Origin of the sequence: Protofrankia sp. Cj3, from assembly GCF_917627355.1 — a bacterium.
GTDB lineage: Bacteria > Actinomycetota > Actinomycetes > Frankiales > Frankiaceae > Protofrankia.
In genome coordinates, this window is the sequence record NZ_CAKJTR010000002.1 from 34,404 (window position 1) to 53,692 (window position 19,289).

The window sequence follows — 19,289 nt, forward strand, 5'->3', positions numbered from 1 at the left end:
GGGGGAGGCGGCGAGTGCGCCCGCGCGTTTCGCCTCGTGCTTGCGGGCGAGGGCGTCGATCGCCTCAAGGTAGCGCTCGACGTTCGTCCGGGCCTGCTCGGCCGGCGCGTCGAGGCCGTCGAGGTCGAAGAACTTCCAGTGCCGCAGGAGCGGCGTAACGACCTCGTCGTGGTGGATGCGGAGGTCGTAGATCCCGGCTCGGGCGATCAGCTTGGCCTTGCGGTCGAAGTCCTCGATGCCCGTCCCGGGCATCTGGAAGGCCACGATCTCCTCGGCGATGGCCCGCACTGTGGCGGACGGGTCAATCTCCAGCGCCGCGCTGATCAGGTTTCGGTAGAAGATCATGTGGAGGTTCTCGTCGGCGGCCACCCGGGCGAGCAGCTTCTCCGCCACGGGGTCCTGGGTGAACCGCCCCGTGTTGCGGTGGCTGATCCGTGTTGCCAGCTCCTGGAAGGACACGTAGGCGATGGCGCGCAGTGGCGTCTTGCCGCCGCCGTCGAACCCCTGCTGCATCTGCTTCATGCGGCCCCGCTCAAGGGCAACCGGATCGACACCACGGGTTACCATCAGATAGTCACGCATCGCGATGGCGTGGCGTCCCTCCTCCGCCGTCCAACGGTGCACCCAGGTACCCCAGGCGCCGTCCCGGCCGAAGGTTGTCGCGATCACATGGTGGTAGCTGGGCAGGTTGTCCTCTGTGAGCAGGCCGACCTCGAAGGCGACCTGGGCGATGTCGGACAGCCTGGACTGCTCCGGTTCCCACGGCAAGGTGTCGAAGTCACTGCCCTGGCTCCAGGGGACGTACTCGTGCGGCATCCATTCGGCGGCCAGGCCCAGGTGGCGGTCGAGGTTGGTCGCGGCGACGGGCTCAAGCTCACGCAGGAGGTCGATGTCTGTGAAGGAGGTCATGCGCATACCCTGACAGGTCAACTGGACAGCGGACTACGTCCTGTGGGCGGGATTGAAGCCTGAAAACTGTTCTCTATGAACAGTTCCGCAGGCCTGGCGGGCGGCGGGAGAGCGCCCGGCGCTCATGGCGGGGATCGCTTACCGAACGCGTCGAACTGTCGCGGAGATCGTGTCAGGACGACATCGCGGCCACTGTCAACGGACCGAGCGCGCACCGGGCGTGGTCGACCAGCGCGGCTACGCCGGCATACCCGGCCTGCTCGATTTCCTGGCACAGGCGGGCGATGTCGCGGCGTGTCATCCCGGAGTCGATGGTTGCCGCGTGGGCGACGGCCTCGTGCCCGAGGGCGATGGCCTGCTCGGGGTGGCCTGTCCTGACATGGGCGACAGCCAGCCTGGTGAGGAACTCGACCCGGTTCCGCGGGAACTCGTCGTCGAGGGCGTCAAGGTCGTTGAGGGCCGCCTGGAAATGGGGTATCGCCTCGTCCGGGTCGCCGCCGGACAACAGGGCCTCACCAGCGGCGAACGAGATGTCCTTGCGGCCGGCCCAGTACATGTAGGGAGGGTTCTCATCCGGATGAACAGCGTCGATCAACGAGTAGGCGAGTGTGGTCGCGGCCACTGACTCCGCATGGTGACCGGTGCGGCTGTGAGCGACAGCCAGGTCGGCGGTGATCACAGCTCGTTCGATGGCGCTCAGCATGCTGCGGGCGCCGTCCTGGGCCGACTGGAGCAGGGTGATCGCGTCGGCCGGTTGCCCGTACCACGCCGCCTGTTCCGCCATACAGCGCAGGATGTTCGCGCCGAGAGCGGGCGCATCCGCCTCGTGGGCGGCCCGGAGCGCCACGAGCCAGCATCGCTGCGCGGCACCGTACTGCCCGACGTCGTACATCGCCCAGCCGGCCAGCCGGGCCAGCTCGGCGGCGACCGCGTACAGCCGGGCTTGGTGGATGTCGTTGTGGATGCCGGTCCGCAGCAGCCGGACGGTGATACCGAGCTCGGTGATGGACAGCGCGTGGACATCGCCACCGCCGAGGACGTCGCTCATCCGCCGCAGGGCGTCGACGCGCTCTTCAAAGCCGCGTACGAGGGGATCGTCGACAAGCTGGCCGACGGCGGCGGCCCGGCGCTGGCATGCCCGTGCGGTGAGCCAACGCTCGGCGGCCGAGTCAAGGGAGGAGCCGGACACCGGGAGGAAGCGGCGTGGCCGCTCGGTACGAGTCATCTCCGCCAGCCCGCGGGCTAGCCCGTCGTCCGCCCACAGCAGATCAAAATCGACGTTCGCGGGTGTGAGCTGTTCGACGGGCAGCGGTTCCGAGGCATCGTGATGGTGGCGGAGCGTATGCGGATCCCATCCTGAGCGTGCGTGTATTGTCACGGCGGGTTTCTCCCGTCTCCGGGCGGAGCTACTGTTGATCGTAGCCGTGCGAAAACAGCGCCTTAGAGCGCGTGTGAGATCGTCATTCCGGCTCGCCGCGTCCAGGCGCCCCCTGGCTGCGTTGTCGGCCACACCGAGACAACTCATCCGGTATCGCTTCGGCCTTCCGCCTTGCCAGGGGGCGCCTGGAGGCGGCTCGCTGATCGAAAGCCCGATCTCGCACACGCTCTTTAGCGGCTCCAGCAACAGGACCGTCCGGCTCGCGGTGCCCGGGTGGCGCCTCGCATCATCGCTACCCGTCCATCGCCGCGCGATGGACGGGTACCCCGGTTCGTCGGTCGACGCCCAGTACCTCCGGCGTCTCCCTCCGCAGCCTCGCGATGCGCGCACGCCAACCTCGTTCCTTGGGCCATGCCCCTATTGCGGTCGCTCTTACTCCGGTTGCTGTTCCCCCTGAATGATCCCGTGGTTTTTTCTTGGCAGGACTCGGGTCCGGGTGGTATGGCCTGCCTCCCGGATCTGTGCCAGCCGATATGCGGGAGGCGAACCCGGGGGCGCGTAACCCGCCAATGCCGTGGTCGGTATTATGTGGTGCCCATGGCGGTCGCCCGCTCTCGTGGGTAATCGGGCCATGGCCCACTCGCTGGTCGGTGCCGCGGGTAGCTGAATGTGGACACACCTCCAGAAGAGGCAGACTCCGTAACGGGAGACACGGCGGGCCGGTCCGATCTTCCGCGAACAGTGGGTTCCTTCGGGGCCGCTGCCCGCGCGAACGGCATGATGATCGCGCAGTCTTCGGTCGCTAAGGTCTTGCTACCCGAAGAATCTACCACTTATGCCGGTCATGCTCACTGGTCATGCCCTGCCTGGTGGGTCCGATGCCGGCGGATACAGTTACACGTTATCGATGTATTCACCGGCCAGAAATGCATTCACTGGTTTGTTCCCGCTGTTTATCGCGTTACCCGAGCAGTCTTTCTGGGGTCATGCTGATAATCCCTCGAACGGTGCTTTCTCGAAGGGGCGGCGCCTTGCTGCCGCCTTTTTGTCGTCTCGGGAGTAGCTCTTGACCTCGTTGAACAGCGTGGAGCAATCGCGGCGTTCCTCGCTGTTATCGGACGCTGGTGCTGTTTGCACAGCGTCCTGCCGACATCTTTGGTGTCGTTTTCCGGACCGTCGACGAGGTATTTCGCCGGGGCGGGCGCCGCCCTCAGCCAAGGGCGGGTTCGGGAGCCCCGGGCCGGAGCCGGCCACCGCCGCGCACGTCCGGGGCACCGAGCCGGGCCGCGTCGGCGGTCTGGTCATCCGCCTGCCGCTGGGACTCGCGCTCGGCCGCCACCCGCGCCCGGTAGTGCTCGATCTCGGTGGCGGTGGTCGTGCGGTCCCAGCCCAGCTCGGGTCCGACCAGCTCGGCGACGTGCGCGGCAGCTTCGGCACCCCGGTCCCAGGCCTCGATCGAAATCCGGGTCCGGCGGGTGAGTATGTCGTCAAGGTGCAGCGCACCTTCGTGGGACGCGGCGTACACGGCCTCCGCCGCGAGGTAGGTGCTGGCCCCGCGCAGCGGCCGTCCGAGGGCGGGGCGTTCCGCGATGAGGTCGAGGACCTCCCGCGTGAGGCTGCCGTAACGCCCCAGCAGATGCTCGACCCGCGCCACGTGTACCCCGCTCCGGTGGGCGAGGGTCTCCCGGGCGTTCCACAACGCCTGGTAGCCCTCGGCGCCGAGCAGCGGTATCCGGTCGGTGCAGGACAGCGGCACGTACCGGTTCATCCCGGCCAGCGCGGAGTCGACCGCGTCGCGGGCCATCACTCGGTAGGTCGTGTACTTCCCCCCGGCGACCATGGTCAGACCCGGCAGCGGCGAGACGACCGCATGCTCCCGGGACAACCGTGAGGTGTCCTCGGACTCGCCGGACAGCAGCGGGCGCAGCCCGGCATAGACACCGGTGATGTCCTCGGTGCTCAGCGGCGTGCGCAGCACCCGGTTGACGTGCGTCAGCACATAGTCGATGTCCGCGCTGCTGGCGGCGGGGTGCGCGAGGTCGAGGTTCCAGTCCGTGTCCGTGGTCCCGATGATCCAGTGCGAGCCCCAGGGGATCACGAACAGCACGCTGCGGCGGGTGCGCAGGATCAGCCCGGTGGTCGAATTGATCCGGTCGCGGGGCACCACCAGGTGGACGCCCTTGGACACCCGGACGGACAGCTGGCCGCGGCCGCCGGCCATGGCCTGGATGTCGTCGGTCCACACTCCCGCCGCGTTGATGGTCTGGCGTGCCCGGACATCGATCTGCCCGCCGTTCTCGAGGTCGTCGACACGTACTCCGGTGATCCGTTCACCTTCCCGCAGCAGCCCCGTCACCCGGGCGCTGGTGGCGATCAGGGCGCCGTAGTGGGCGGCGGTGCGGGCGACGAACATGGTGTGCCGCGCGTCGTCGACCTGGGCGTCCCAGTACTGGATCGCGCCCACCAGGGAGCCCGGTTGCAGGGACGGCGCGGCGCGCAGCGCGGCCTGCCTGGTCAGGTGGCGGTGGTGCGGTACGTTGCGGCGGCCACCACTCAGGGTGTCGTAGAGCAGCATCCCACTGCCGACGTAGGCGCGCTCCCACATCCGATGAGTGATCGGGAACATGAAGGAGGTCGGGCGTACGAGGTGCGGGCACAGGGTCGCGAGCAGAAGCGCCCGTTCGCGCAGCGCCTCGGCGACCAGCGCCACGTTGCGCTGCTCGAGGTACCGCAGCCCGCCGTGGATGAGCTTGCTGGACCGGCTGGATGTGCCGGCCGCGAGATCTCGCGCCTCGACCAGGGCTACCGACAGCCCGCGGGTGGCCGCGTCGAGCGCCACCCCCGCCCCGGTGACGCCGCCGCCGATGACGACGATGTCGAAGACCTCGGCCTCCATCTGGCGCAGGGCGTCGTTCCTGGTGGTGGGGTTCAGCCGGGCCGGAGCAATCATCGTCTTCCCCGTTTCCGGAGGGTGGCTGCCAGGTAGGGCGCGGACACACGTCACATCGTGCCTGCCGCGAATAAACTCCGCATGCCGCGTTGCGCACACTCCACCGCAGGAGCCGCCTGATGGACCTTACCTTCACGCCCGCGGAGGAGCGGTTCCGCGTGGAACTACGCGCCTGGCTGGCGGACAACATCCCGCCGCGGTGGCGGTTGCGGTCGTTCTGGTCGGCCATCGGCGCGGCGGAGGCGTTCGAGCTGCGCAGGGACTGGGAACGCCGCAAGTACGACGCGGGGTTCGCCGGGATCTCCTGGCCACGGGAGTACGGCGGCCGTGGCGGGACACCCGGCATGCAGGCGATCTACGACGAGGAGACCCAGCGGGCCGGGGCCCCGCCCACCGTCAACGCCCTCGGTCTGGCCTTTCTCGCGCCCACCGTCATGGCGATCGGCACGGACGAGCAGAAGCGCGACATCATCGGCCCGATGCTGCGCAACGAGGTGATCTGGTGCCAGGGCTTCTCCGAGCCGGGCGCGGGTTCGGACCTCGCCGCGTTGCGTACCACCGGTGTGCTCGACGGCGACGAGTTCGTCGTCAACGGCCAGAAGGTCTGGACGACCAATGCCGTGTACGCGGACAAGATGTTCGCGCTGGTCCGCACGGAGCCCGGCGCCCAGCGGCACCGCGGCATCTCGATGCTGCTCATCGACATGCGTTCCGACGGGGTCGACGCCCGGCCGCTGCGCCAGCTCAGCGGCGCGAGTGAGTTCGGCGAGGTGTTCTTCACCGATGTCCGGGTGAAGGTCACCGACTGCCTGGGCGGGGCCGGTGACGGCTGGTCGACGGCGATGCTGCTGTTGTCATTCGAACGCGGCGCCTCCGGCATCGCCCAGTACACCGCCTTCCGCGGCCAGTTCGACGAGATCGTGGCCGCGGCGGCGGCCTTCGGGCGTACCGACGACCCGGTCCTGCGCCAGCGGCTCGCCAGCCGGATCGTCGAGCTCGAGTGTCTGCGCTACCACTCCATGCACATACTCACCCAGATCGAAAAGGGCGCGGAGCTCGGGGCCGAGTCGTCCCTGACCAAACTGCAGTGGTCGCACACGCATCAGGAGCTGTGGGAGACCTTCGACGACCTGCTCGGTCCGGAGGCGACGCTCACCCGGCCACGGCCTGACGCCGACCTACGCGGTATGCAGCACGAGGCGATGTGGTCGCGTTCGGTCACGATCTGGGGTGGCTCCTCGCAGGTGCAGCGTAACATCATCGCCGAGCGGCTCCTCGGGCTGCCCCGATGACCTTTCCGGCCGTCGTCGATAGGACCAGCCATGTACTTCGCACTCACCGACGAGCAGCGTGCTCTGGGTGAAACCGTCCGTGCCTACCTCGCCGACCGGTTCGACCTGACAGCCGTCCGTGCCGTGTTCGAGGACCAGCACGGCGACGGTAACCCCACCGAGCTGTGGAAGGCCATCGGCGCGTATGGATGGCTCGCTGTCTGCGTCCCCGCGGAGCACGACGGCCTCGGTCTTGGCCTGGTGGATGCCCAGGTGGTTGCCCGCGCGTTCGGCGCGGGAGCCGTACCCGGGCCGTGGCTGCCGACCGTGCTCGCGGGTGAGGCGCTGCGGCTTGCGGGTTCGGACGAGCAGAAGAGGTCCTTGCTGCCCGCTGTCGCCTCGGGCGCGCTCGTGGCCACGGTGGCGCCGCGCGGGCCGGCCGGCCGCTACGATCCCTCGGGCGTACGGGTCACGGCTGACGAGGCGGGCCGGCTGACCGGATCGGCTCTGCCGGTCGAGTACGCCGAGACCGCACAGATCATCGTGGTGGCCGCCGTGGAACCGGCTGGCGAGGTCGGGCTGTACCTGGTGGAACCGGAGCTGCCGGGGGTCGCCGTGACCGGGCTGGAAAACTACGACGGCACGGTACGCACGGCTTCGGTGGTGCTCGACGGCGTCCCCGGGCAGCGGTTGCCTGGCTCGTCCACGGCCGTCTTTAGCGATCTTCTCGACCGGGGTGCGGTGCTCACGGCGGGGGACCTCGTCGGCCTCGCCCGGGAGGCGCTGCGGCGCACGGTCGCCTATGACCGCGACCGGGTGCAGTTCGGCCGGGCGGTCGGATCCTTCCAGGCGCTCAAGCACCATCTCGCCGACCTGCATGTTGCCGTGACCATGTCCGAGCACGCGGTGCTGTACGCGGCACACGCGCTGGACGCCGGGCTTGCGGACTGCCGGCTCGCGGTCGCTGTGGCCAAGAGCAAGGCCTCGGACACCGCCCGGGAGGTGACCGCCGCGATGATCCAATATCACGGCGGGATCGGCTACACCTGGGAGCACGACGCCCACTTCTTCTACAAGCGTGCCAAACGCGAGGTTTACAGCTACGGCGATCCGGTCCAGCACCGGGACCGGATCGCTGCCCTGACCATCGGCCGGATCCCCTCGACCACCGTGGACGGGGTCCCACCGACGCTGGCCGTGCCCTGATCAGCCGAGGGCGGCGTGACGATGTTCGGAAGCCCACCGTCCGCTATCCGTCCGGCGCGGCCAGCAGCGCTTGGACGTGGGGGAGCGCGGCGGCACGGTCGGCTGGCACCAGACCGATGCGGGTGCGCCGGTCGAGTAGGTCACCGGCGTCCAGGGCGCCCTCGTGCCGCAGCGCGAACAGTATCTCCGCGCCGGTGGTGTCCACCCGGCCGCACAGCGGCGCGAGAAGCCGCGGATCACCCCGCGCCTGCGCGACCACGGTGGGTGCCTCGGTGCCGTAGCGGGCGACCAGCCGGCGCGGCGCGGCCACTTCGGCGAGCGTCGACCACCCGGCCGCGCCCACCAGCGGCAGGTGCTGGGTCCGGCACGGCCCAGGGCGCAGCCCGCGCGCCCGCGCCAGCTCGTCCACGGTGTCGGCGGCCATCCGCCGGTAGGTGGTGAGCTTGCCGCCGACGATGGTCACCACGCCATCGGCCGAGGTGATGACGGCATGGCGACGGGAGAGGTCGGCGGTGCGCCCGGACGCCCCGGACGCCCCGGCCGGCAGCGGGCGTAACCCGGCGAAGGTGCCCAGGATGTCAGCCTGGTCAACGGGTACCGCCAGAACGCCGGAGATGACCTCGCGCAGGAACTCGGTCTCGGCCGGAGTCGCGGCCGGGGTGTCGGTCACGGCGTCGACGGGTTCGTCCGTGAGCCCGACGTAGACCCGTCCGCCGGGCTGTGGCAGCGCGAACACGTACCGGTTGTGCTCGTGCGACACCGGCACGGTGATCGCCGTCCGGAGCCCGCCGAAGGCGCTGTCCGCCACGACGAGGTGGCTTCCGCGGCTCGGGCGCACATGGACGTCGCCGCACAGCTCGCCAGCCCAGACCCCGGTCGCGTTCACCACAGCGCGGGAGCGCACCGTGACCGCCGAGCCGGTGAGCGTGTCGATCGCGGTGGCACCGTCGCCGTCGACGGCGACGGCCCGGCAGCGGGTGATTATCCGCGCGCCATGCCTGGCCGCTGTCCGTGCGATCGCGACGACCAGGCGCGCGTCGTCGACGAGCTGACCGTCCCAGGACAGCAGCCCGCCGCGCAGGTGGACGGGCCGCAGCGCCGGCACCAGGGCCTGGGTCTCGACCGCGCTCAGCCACCGGGGGCCGGGCAGGACCGAGCGGGGGGTGCCGGCGCCGAGCCGGATCAGGTCGGCGATGTGCAGGCCGGCATCGGCGACGAGGGCGGCGGAGGTGGGGAAGCCGACCGTCAACGGGAGCACCATCGGTAGCGGCCGTACCAGGTGCGGCGCGGTGGTGCGCAGCAGGATGTCACGTTCCCGGGAGCATTGCCGGGCCAGGGCGACATCGCCAGCGGCCAGGTAGCGCACTCCGCCGTGGACGAGTTTGGAGCTCCAGCGGCTGGTGCCGAAGGCCAGGTCGTGGGCTTCCACGAGCGCGACGGACAGCCCTCGGCTCGCGGCGTCCAGCGCCACGCCCGCCCCGGTCACCCCGCCGCCGATGACGAGGACATCGACGATCGTGCCGTTCGCCAGACAGGCGAGGTCCCGATCACGTTGGCGACGATTGAGTGACCCGGCCGGTTCAGCTGCCTCAACGTGATCAGATAGCCTGCTGGGCATTTCACGGTCACGCTGTGACCACATCTGTAAAAGTGTATGTCGTGTCACCGCCGACAACGAGTTGTGATGATGACGGAAGGACACAACGGCGGGATGACGAGCCAGCGAGCCAGCGAGACGGCGGGATGACCGGGCCTGACGCCGGGACGGCCGGCTCTGGCGCCGGGACGCTCTGGTGGGGCTGGGGCACCGCGGCGGCGCGCACGCCGCTGCCCGCCGGTGTCCGCTCTCTGCTGGAACAGGTTCTGGGCGTGGACTGCCGCGACACCCCACCGGTGAGCCTGGACGCGGTGCGGCTGCCGGCGGTGAGGCTTGCCGAGGATGCGCGCGCGGCCCTGGCGGGCGTCATCGGCCCGGCCTGGGTGCACGACGACCGGGAGAGCAGGATCCGGCACTGCCGTGGGCGTTCCACGACCGATCTGCTGCGTCTGCGCGCCGGTGACGCCATGGATGCCCCGGACGCGGTCATCCTGCCCGCATGCCACGACGAGGTGCTCGCGGTGCTTGCGGTCTGTGCCCGGTATCGGCTCGCGGTGGTCCCGTTCGGCGGCGGGACATCGGTCGTCGGCGGCTTGGCCGCGGCCTGTGACGGCGTTGCCGGTGTGATCGCGCTTGACACGGGCCGGATGAACCGGCTGGTCGGCGTCGACGCATGGTCACAGCTGGCCACGGCTGATCCCGGTCTGCGCGGTCCGGCCCTCGACGCCGCGCTTGCCACGCACGGTTTCACTCTCGGTCACCTGCCGCAGTCGTGGGAGTACGCGACCGTCGGAGGGTTCGCCGCGACCCGGTCCAGTGGCCAGGCCTCCGCCGGTCACGGCCGGTTCGACAGCATGGTCGTCGGTATCCGGCTCGCGACCCCGGTCGGCACCTGGGAGCTCGGCCGGGCGCCCGCCTCCGCCGCCGGGCCCGATCTGCGCGAGCTCGTGCTCGGCTCCGAAGGAGCTTTCGGGGTCATCACCCAGGTACGGCTGCGGGTGCGTCCGCTGCCCGAGACGATCCACTACGAGGGCTGGCGCCTGGCGGGCTTCACCGGCGCGGCCGCGGTGCTGCGCATCCTGGCGCAGCGGGATCTGCTGCCGACGGTCGCGCGCCTGTCGGACGAGGTGGAGACCGCGGCCGGGCTCGGCGGCGCCGGCCCGGCCACCGCCGGCGGCTGCCATCTGATCATCGGCTACGAGGGCCGGGCCGGCTGGGTCGCCGCGCGCCGGGCCGAGGTCGGCGAGCTGCTGCGCGCCGCCGGGGCGGCCGCGTTGGGGCACGATGCCGGCGCTGAGTGGCTGCGCGGCCGCTTTCACGCCCCGTACCTGCGTGACGCTCTGCTGGACGCCGGGATGTTCGCCGAGACCCTGGAGACGGCCGGCTTCTGGTCGGCCCTGCCCGGCCTGTATGCCGGGGTGCGGGACGCGATCGCCGCGGCGCTGGCCGCCGAGGATGTGCCCGGGGTGGTCATGTGCCACATCTCGCACGTCTACCCGACCGGCGCGTCACTGTACTTCACCGTCGTGTGTCCCCAGCCCGACGAACCGGTGGCGCGCTGGGGGAGGGTGAAGGCCGCGGCCACCCGCGCGATCGTTGACGGGGGCGGGACGGTCACCCATCATCACGCCGTCGGCACCGAGCATCAGCCGTGGCTCGCGGCGGAGATCGGTGATATCGGGCTGGCGGTACTTCGCTCGGTCAAGGACACTCTCGACCCGGCGGGGATCCTCAATCCCGGAATTCTCCTACCGTAAGCGCATGCGGCAGGAGGAGCGGGCGCTGGTCATCGTTGGACCGGGGCGGGCGTTCGGCGCCCAGCTCCTGCGCCGATTCGCCCGGGAGGGCTTCGCGCTCGGCGTGATCGCCCGGTCGGCCGACACCGTCGGGCGGATCGAAGCGGACCTCGCCAGCGACGATGTCGCGCTGCTCGGCGAGGTCGCCGATGTCACCGAACCGGGCGCCGTCACCGCGGCGTTGGGCACACTCGCGGACGCTCTCGGCGGCCTGACGGCCGTCGTCTACAACGCGAAGCTGAGCATCCGGGGCACCGCGCTGTCCGTGCCGGCGGAAACGGTCAACCAGACGCTGGCGGTCAACGTGACCGGCGCGCTCACTGTTGTGCAGGCCGCCGCGGAGCTGCTTGCCGATCGTCCCTCGGCGTGTGTGCTGCTGACCGCGGCCGGGCCGCGCACCGAGCCGGCCGCCGGCCGCCTCGCCCTCGCCATCGGCAAGGCCGGCCTGCTCGCGCTCGGGACATCGCTTGCGCCCGTGCTCCAGGCGCGCGGAATCCGGCTGCGGACCGTGGTGCTGGAGGCCCGGGTCGCGCCCGCTGGCCCGCTCATACCGGAGGCGGTGGCCGACCACTTCTGGAATGTCTACGCGGCCCCGCGCGGATCGGTGTTCCGCCTTGTCCCGCCGAAGGCGCCCGACCGGGCGCCGCAGCTGTTCGGCGACGGCTGACGCCTGGGCCGGCCCAGGCCTCGGCTGGCCCAGGCGCGCGACCCAGTCCGTGCCAGGACCAGCCGATCGTGCGACGATTCGTCCCGTGACAAGCGGACCTGACGACGGCGTGAACCGGGGCGGCGAAGCAGAGGAGTCCACCCGTCGTCTCCCGCCGGCGGGCGCGGGCGGTACCACCGGCGGGCATCCCGGAGCGCGCCGTGCCAAGGTCGGTCCGAGCGCCCCACCCCCACCGGCGGACTCGTTCCGTCCGTCTGGCCAGCCCCCGCAGGCATGGCCCGGTCCGGCCCAGCCGGTGGACCGGACCGCTCAGGACACCCGCCGGGTCGGGGCACGACCCGGCGATGCCTATCCGCCCGATGCCTACCCGGCCGACGCTTACCCGGCCGGCTCCGCCCAGCCGCTCCAGCCGGCCGACGATGCCACCGAGTACCCGGCCGAGGCTGACCCGGCGCGGCGGCCCCCCGTCCCGCCGCCGGTCGAGCCGATCGGCGTGATGGCCTCACCAGCCGCCCCGCGCCGCCGCCGCCGACGGCGGCGCTGGCCGGTCATCACAGTGATCGTGTTGCTCGCTCTGCTGGTTGTGGCCGACCGGGCGGCGGTGCCGATCGCCGAAAGCCAGATGAAGGTGAAGGCGGAGGCAGCTATCACCCAAACCAGCAAGGATCCGACCGTCACACCACCCAGGGTTACCGATGTCAGTATTGGTGGCATTCCGTTCCTTACCCAGGTCCTGTTCGGCAAGTACGACGACCTGCGGGTGACGGTGACGGGTATCTCCACACCTGGGCCGCGTATCTCGGAGGTGAAAGCCAGGCTCCAGGGGGTTCACGTACCGTTCGGTGACGCGATCCGTGACCAGGTGGGGGAAGTTCCGGTCGACAAGGTGACCGCCGCTGTACAGATCAGTTATAGCGATCTCAACACATATCTGGCGGGCCTGAATTTGTCGATCGGCAAGGTACAGGTGGCGCCCGCCGGTGATGGCAAGGTCAAAGTGACCGTGAACGTGCCATTCCTGAGTTCGATCATTGGTCCGCAGGCGATCGAAACGGGTTTCACCGTCAAGGACAACAACCTCATCCTGGTTCTGCCTGGGGGGCTGGCGCTACCGGCGATCCCGTTGCCGATCGCCGGGCTGCCGTTCAACCTGCGGATCGAGAGCGCCACCGCCGGTAAGAACGGTATCGCGGTGCTGGCCTCAGCCGTTGATGTCGTCCTTCCTGCCGGTTCCTGAACCGATGTTGGTCGAATCGGCGACAGTTCCCGGACCGCCGCGCGGGTTATGCGAGATCCTCGATCCGTGCCGGATAGTGTCCGACTGACAGCCGGTCGTCTCCGGACATGCCTGATATGGCCATGACCGACACCGCGCAGTCTGCCCCTCTGCGTCGTGTCCGCGTGATTGGCCCACCCCGGCCTAGATCACGGTCCGTGGGCGGCGCTACGATCCGGACGACCCGCAAGATCGGACGATCCATGTCGAAGTAGTTCGGCGGGGCATCCGGCCTGTGTCCCGTCCTGAAGGGGGAAACACGTGCAGACGACCCTGAGAGTCGTCAGCGGCGCCAACGTGGCCACCGTGCCTGCCGGCCAGCCGTTCGTTGTCGGCCGTGCTCGCACGGCCGACTTCGTCATGCCCGACAGCCGGGTGTCCCGCCGTCATCTGTTAATCGAGCCGGTCGGGGCGGGCTGGGCCGTGCGGGACATCAGTTCCAACGGGACCTGGCTCGACGGCGAGCGTGTGCAGCGCGTGGATGTGAACGGCGAGATCCGGTTCCGGCTCGGCACCCCGACCGGGCCGGAGGTCGTCGTCCGGCCGGAGGCGCCCGCCAGCCGCGAGGTCCTCCCCCGGTTCGATGATCCGCATTTCGAGATGCCGACGATGCTGCGGGAGAGCACCAACTACGAGCCCGGACCGCAGCTGCCGAGGCAGCGCCCGCAGGCTCTGGATGACTCCGGCGCACACGACCTTGAGCGCGAGCACGAACGCCAGACGGCCTACCGGCTGCATCCCGGCACGATGTCCATCGGGCGCTCCCGCGGGAACGACATCGTCGTGGGCGACCTGTTGGCGTCCCGCCGGCACGCGGAGCTGTACGTCGGTCATAGCGGGGACGGCCCCGGCGAGGTGGAGATCGCGGACCTCGACTCCGCCAACGGCACTTTCGTCAACGGCAAGCGCATCGTCCGGGAGAAGCTGCCGCAGGGCGCAGTGATTGCTGTCGGTCACCATGTCTTCCAGCTCGTCGACGACGAGCTCGTCGAGTACATCGACTCCGGGGACGTCAGTTTCGAGGCTGACGGCCTGAACGTGTGGGCCGGCCAGAAACAGCTCATGCACGACATGACCTTCCGGCTGCCCGGCCGGGCGCTGCTGGCGGTGGTCGGGCCGAGCGGTGCGGGCAAATCCACGCTGCTCAACGCCCTTACCGGGTTCCGTCCGGCGGACAAGGGCACGGTGCGTTACGCCGGCCGGGACATGTACTCCGAGTACGACGAGCTCCGCCGCCGTATCGGGTACGTCCCCCAGGAGGACCTGCTCCATACCACCCTGACGGTGCGGCGGGCGTTGGAGTTCGGCGCTGAGCTGCGCTTCCCGCCGGACACGACCAAGGCCGAACGCGGCGCCCGGGTGGACGAGGTCATCGCGGAACTCGGGCTCACCCAGCACGCCGGCACCCAGGTGGCCAAGCTGTCCGGTGGGCAGCGCAAGCGCACCAGCGTCGCGCTGGAACTGCTCACCAAGCCCACCCTGCTCTACCTGGACGAGCCGACCTCCGGACTCGACCCGGGCATGGACAAGAACGTCATGGAGTCGCTGCGCAAGCTTGCCGACGACGGGCGGACGGTCGTCGTCGTCACCCACAGCGTGGCCCAGCTGGACCTGTGTGACTACGTTCTGGTGCTCGCCCCCGGCGGGTACGTCGCCTACTTCGGCCCGCCGCGCGACGCCCTGTCCTTCTTCGCGAAGAAGGACTACCCGGATGTCTTCCTGATGCTGGAGGCCACGGCGGGAGCGGAGTCGGCGGCTCGGTTCCGCCAGTCGCGCTACTACGTGCCGGCGTCGGTCACCGCGCCCTCGGCCCGTCCCGCGCCGGAGGAACTGCCGAGCATCCGCCAGCAGTCGGTGTTCTCCCAGCTGATCACCTTAAGCCGGCGGACGCTGGCGGTGGTCGCGTCCGACCGGTCCTACCTGCGGCTCATCGTCGTGTTCCCGTTTCTGCTCGGGCTCATACCGCGTGCCATACCCGGTAGTTTCACCCTCCCCGGGGACGGCTCGCCGAACGCGGACGCCGCCACGATCCTGCTGGTGATGGTGTTGTGCGCCTGCTTCATGGGCATGGCGAACTCGGTCCGGGAGATCGTCAAGGAACGGGCGATCTACCGCCGAGAGCGGGCGATCGGGCTGTCCCGCACCGCCTACATCGGCTCGAAGATCCTCGTCCTGACATTGATCACTACGTTGCAAGCCATCCCGTTCACCCTGATCGCGCTGGTCGGCCGGGCGCCCGACGAAGGGGTCGCGCTCGGGAACTCCCTCGCCGAGTGCCTGATCGCGGTGATCGTGGTCTCGCTGTCCTCGGCCATGCTGGGGCTCGTCATCTCCGCGCTGGTCGACAACGCGGACAAGACCATGCCGCTGCTCGTGCTTCTTACCATGGCACAGCTTGTGTTCAGCGGCGGCATCCTGCCGGTTCACGGCAAGCCCGGCCTGGAGCAGGTCAGCGTGATCGCGCCGGCCCGTTGGGGTTTTGCCGGGTTGTCCTCGGTCGGTGACCTCAACCGGATCAGCCTCGCCGGTGTCCTCCGTCCCGATGGCAAGTTGATCAACAGCAAGGTGGTCGTCGACCCGTTCTTCGATCACACCTCGTCGGCTTACTTCACCGATATCGGTGCCGGCGTGGGCATCGGCGTGATCTGCGTCATCGTGACCGCCTTCCTGATCCGCCGGATGGACCCGAAGACAGTCAAGAAGCGCAAGCCCGAACAGGCGGCCCGCTGAGCCGCTGGAGGGCTCCTGTTCCCCCTTGTTCCCCCGCTGGCGGCCCAGCCGGAGCCCGGATCAGCCGGACTGCCAGCGGGGGGTGGCGTCCAGGCCGGTGAACGTGGTCAGTCGCTGTGCGTGGGCGTCGTCGAGGCGGTTCGCATCCGTCACGTAGATCTCGCGGTTGGTGTCGCCGGGCCGCTGGGCGGTGTAGGTGATCTTTTTGTTGTCGCCGGACGCGAACGACGGGTCCTGCTCCTGACCGGGGGCCTCGGTCAGCTGTGTCGGTGTGCCCCCGGCGGCGTCCATGACGTAGATGTCCATCTCGGCGAGGTTCGTCCCGGCGCTGCGGCGGAACGCGATCCTCTTGCCGTCCGGTGACCAGCACGGGTCGGCATCAAGGCCGTTCCTGCCGTCAGTGAGCTGGGTGGGCGTCGCGGCGGTGTCGAACGCGTCGATGCTGAACAGCTTGCCGCCGTTGCTCCCGTTCTCGCTGACGAAGTAGACGATCCGGTTGTCCGCCGGGGACCAGGACGGGTCGGTGGCCCCGGCGGGCACGCCCAGCTGCCGGACGCTCGACCCGTCCATCGCGATGACGTAGAGGCCGGCGGTGCCGTCGTTCGGGCCGATGTCGGCCTTGATGACGATGAACCTCCCGGTGGGATCGACCGATGCCCGAGCGTCCTGCGCGATCTGGATGTCCGCTGCCGGGCCGGAGCCGAAAAGCGAGATCGGGCCGACGCTGCCGTCCGCGGCGATCGCTTTCAGGCTGGGGGAGGAGTCACCCACCGTGTAGAGGACGGTCCTGCGTTTCGGCCCGACGATCACCGGGAGCGTGTCCGGCCGCGCGTCGCGGGTCAGCGGCCGTGGCGGCCCCACCGGGCCGTCCGCGCCGACCTGCAGGCTGTAGACGGCCTTCGTGCCGTTCTGTTCGCTGGAGTAGACCAGCGTGTCATCGCCGAGCCCGACGGCGGATTTCGGCAGGATGTCGGCCACCTTCACGTTGCCCCCCGTACCCGAACCACGCGGCGCCAGCGCCAGCACCGCGCCGAGCACGGCCGCCACGGCGACACCGCCGCCCGCGACCACGAGCGCTGTCCGGCGGCGGGGCCGCGGTACCATCCGGCCGCCTCGTACGGTGGCCGGCGTGGCCGTGTCGCGGGTGCCCGGGGCGTCGCGGGTGCCCGGGATGTGGTGCGTCGTGGTGCCGCCGAACGTGTTGGCGGGCGCGGGTAACCGCCAGTCGCGCAACACCTGGGTGACCGTTGCCTCGGGGTCGATCTGTGCTGTCGACAGCGGCTCACCGAGCAGGCGCAGCATCAGCTGTTGCGCGGTCGGCCGGGCCGACGGAGCCTTGAGCATCGCGTTCGCGACGATCTCGCGCAGCGGGCTGTCCAGCCCGTCCAGGTTCGGATCCTCGTTCACCGCGCGGAAGAGCAGCGCCTGCGCGCTGCCCTCGCCGAACGGGTAACGGCCGGTTGCCGCAAACGTGATGAGCCCGCCCCAGGCGAAGATATCCACCGCTGGGGTGACCGGATCGCCCTGAATCTGTTCGGGCGCCATGAACGCGGGGGTGCCGAGCTGCTGGAGGTCCCCGGTGAGGTTGCTGGCGGAGTCCAGCGCGCGGGCGATCCCGAAGTCGATGACCCGGGGACCGAAGGGGGAGAGCACCACGTTGGACGGTTTGAGATCTCGGTGCACGATGCCGGCGCTGTGGATCGCGGTCAGCGCCGCGGCAACGCCGACCGCGAGCTGTTCAAGATTTGCCGCCAGCAGTGGGCCGCTTTCGGAGACGAACTTCGCCAGCGTCCGGCCTTCGATGAACTCGGTGACAAGATACGGCTGCTCGGCGTCGGGCGCCGCGTCGAGCACCTCGGCGGTGCACACCCGGGCCACCCGGCGGGCCGTTTCCGCCTCCAGCCGGAAACGCAGCCGGAACTCATCGTCATCGGCCACGTCGGTACGGATCACCTTGATGGCGACCAGCCGGCCGTTTCCGGTACGCCCGAGGTAGACGGTGCCCATCCCGCCCTGGCCGAGCCTGCCAAGCAGGGTGTAGGAGCCAAGCTGGCTGGGGTCACCCGGGCCCAGCGGGAGAGCCTGCGCGTTCACGGCCGCATCCGGCGCTGCCATTGTTGAACCAACCTCCAGACCGCGTGTTACCTGTGACGCCCTGTCAGATCGGCCCGACCAGCCTAAAGGTACTCCCGTGGTCGTCTCGCTGACTCCCGGCTTTTCTGGTTGAGCGGGCATGACATGCTCATCCCGGCTGCGGTGCCGCGGAGAAGCCGAGTTCCACACACGGGAAGGCTGGGGGATGACAGGGGCGCGACGATTGGTTCCGGTGACCGTCTGTGCGTATGCCGCTGTGATCGCCGTGATTCTCGGGGTGCTGGTGGGCTGCGGTGGTTCGGTTCCGCCCAGGGCAGCCGGGGCATCGGTTCTTCCCGGCACGCCGGTCTGGGGATTCGTCCGGTCGGACGAGGCCGCGTCGCCGTTCGGGGCCGCGCGGACGCCCGCGCCCTTCGTGCAGGCTGGAAGCTGGCAGTCGGCCACAGGCGCCGCCGGCGCGGCCACCGCCGCTGCGTCGGCGACAGTGGTCCGGCGGGGCACCGGTCGTTACAAAGTGATCTTTCCTGGCATCGGCGTGCCCGGCGGGCATGGCGTCGCGCTGGCATCCGCGGTCGGTGACCAGCCGGTGAGCTGCCACACCGAAGGGTGGGCGCCGTCGGGTCCCGCCGAGGAGGTGACCCTGGCCTGCCGGTCACCGACCGGGGACTACACCGACTCGCGGTTCACCGCGCTGTTCACGTTCGCACCGGCGTCCTACCGGGCGTCATCGACCTTTCCTGACCCGTACTTCCGCGGGCAGGCGGTGAGCCCGGCTCCCACCGGGGGGCCTGCTTCGCTGCCACCGCCCTACACTTACTTCCGGGATGACGAGCCGGGGCAGGACGTCACCCGGGCGGGCGACTACTACGACGCCGCCGGTTCGGCCACCCCCTTCGAGATCCACCGGATCGGTGTCGGGCACTACTCGATCGACCTGGTCGGGCCGGCCTACTCCGGCCGGGAGGGAAACAACCTCCAGGTCAATGCGATCGGCTCCACACCGGCCGGTTGCAACCCACTCGGCCGGGACGAGAAGACCGACCGGCAGACCATCTTCGTGGGGTGCGCCATCGGGCAGACCTGGACGGACACGCCGTTCGTGCTCGTCTACACCAACCAGCATGCGCTGATCGGGGCCGACACCGTGCTGTTCGGGCACGCCTTCTCCGGCCAGGAGGCCGAGGACACCGGGAGGATCATCCAGCCGCCCCTGGGCATGACAGTAGACGCGTGGGACAGGTATACCGCCAACAGCGCCGGAAAAGTGAACACCGTCCGTCACATCTCGGCGGGCGCGTACGAGGTGACCTTCCCGGCGGCTGGGCGCGCTCCCGACAACGTCGAGGTCATCCCTTATGGTGAGCCGACCCACCGGTGCGCGATCGGCGGATGGAGTTCACCGCGTGGCAGCGCGG

General features: G+C 69.8%; 12 protein-coding genes. 7 read left to right on the forward strand and 5 right to left on the reverse strand.

Features of this window, described 5'->3' with window-relative positions; genetic code table 11:
- The 3 genes from MJ783_RS00575 to MJ783_RS00585 form a co-directional block, all read right to left on the reverse strand.
- A partial coding sequence (locus MJ783_RS00575) for an acyl-ACP desaturase (protein ID WP_239307904.1) occupies positions 1–909 on the reverse strand: 909 nt, incomplete at its 3' end.
- Between the two features lie 172 nt (positions 910–1,081).
- Positions 1,082–2,287 carry a hypothetical protein gene (locus tag MJ783_RS00580; protein ID WP_239307905.1) on the reverse strand — a complete coding sequence of 402 codons (1,206 nt, stop codon included), beginning with the start codon at positions 2,285–2,287 and terminating at the stop codon, positions 1,082–1,084.
- A gap of 1,210 nt (positions 2,288–3,497) precedes the next feature.
- Positions 3,498–5,237: a glycerol-3-phosphate dehydrogenase/oxidase gene (locus tag MJ783_RS00585; protein ID WP_239307906.1), complete on the reverse strand. Its 1,740-nt coding sequence runs from the start codon at positions 5,235–5,237 to the stop codon at positions 3,498–3,500.
- A gap of 119 nt (positions 5,238–5,356) precedes the next feature.
- On the opposite strand from MJ783_RS00585, the gene MJ783_RS00590 reads away from it, so the two are divergent.
- The gene (locus MJ783_RS00590) at positions 5,357–6,529 is read left to right on the forward strand and encodes an acyl-CoA dehydrogenase family protein (RefSeq protein ID WP_239307907.1); all 1,173 of its coding nucleotides are present in this window, start codon (positions 5,357–5,359) and stop codon (positions 6,527–6,529) included.
- 30 nt (positions 6,530–6,559) lie between these two features.
- Positions 6,560–7,714, forward strand: coding sequence for an acyl-CoA dehydrogenase family protein (locus tag MJ783_RS00595; RefSeq protein ID WP_239307908.1), 1,155 nt, complete (start codon positions 6,560–6,562; stop codon positions 7,712–7,714).
- Positions 7,715–7,757: 43 nt separating this feature from the next.
- Here MJ783_RS00595 and MJ783_RS00600 read toward each other — a convergent pair whose 3' ends face one another.
- A complete protein-coding gene (locus tag MJ783_RS00600) occupies positions 7,758–9,332 on the reverse strand; it encodes a glycerol-3-phosphate dehydrogenase/oxidase (protein WP_239307909.1) in 1,575 nt (524 codons plus the stop codon).
- Between the two features lie 125 nt (positions 9,333–9,457).
- On the opposite strand from MJ783_RS00600, the gene MJ783_RS00605 reads away from it, so the two are divergent.
- From MJ783_RS00605 to MJ783_RS00620, 4 genes are all read left to right on the forward strand, one after another.
- On the forward strand, positions 9,458–11,068 hold the full coding sequence (locus MJ783_RS00605; RefSeq protein WP_239307910.1) for an FAD-binding oxidoreductase: 1,611 nt from the start codon (positions 9,458–9,460) through the stop codon (positions 11,066–11,068).
- Between the two features lie 4 nt (positions 11,069–11,072).
- On the forward strand, positions 11,073–11,774 hold the full coding sequence (locus MJ783_RS00610; protein ID WP_239307911.1) for an SDR family oxidoreductase: 702 nt from the start codon (positions 11,073–11,075) through the stop codon (positions 11,772–11,774).
- Between the two features lie 85 nt (positions 11,775–11,859).
- Entirely contained in the window at positions 11,860–13,011 is a 1,152-nt protein-coding gene (locus MJ783_RS00615) for a DUF2993 domain-containing protein (RefSeq protein WP_239307912.1), read from the forward strand.
- A 300-nt stretch (positions 13,012–13,311) separates the two neighbouring features.
- A complete protein-coding gene (locus MJ783_RS00620; RefSeq protein WP_239307913.1) occupies positions 13,312–15,780 on the forward strand; it encodes an ATP-binding cassette domain-containing protein in 2,469 nt (822 codons plus the stop codon).
- 60 nt (positions 15,781–15,840) lie between these two features.
- Here MJ783_RS00620 and MJ783_RS00625 read toward each other — a convergent pair whose 3' ends face one another.
- The gene (locus MJ783_RS00625) at positions 15,841–17,895 is read right to left on the reverse strand and encodes a protein kinase (RefSeq protein WP_239307914.1); all 2,055 of its coding nucleotides are present in this window, start codon (positions 17,893–17,895) and stop codon (positions 15,841–15,843) included.
- A 211-nt stretch (positions 17,896–18,106) separates the two neighbouring features.
- Here MJ783_RS00625 and MJ783_RS00630 point away from each other — a divergent pair.
- Positions 18,107–19,289, forward strand: a 1,183-nt coding sequence (locus MJ783_RS00630) for a hypothetical protein (RefSeq protein WP_239307915.1), incomplete at its 3' end; no start/stop codon positions are given.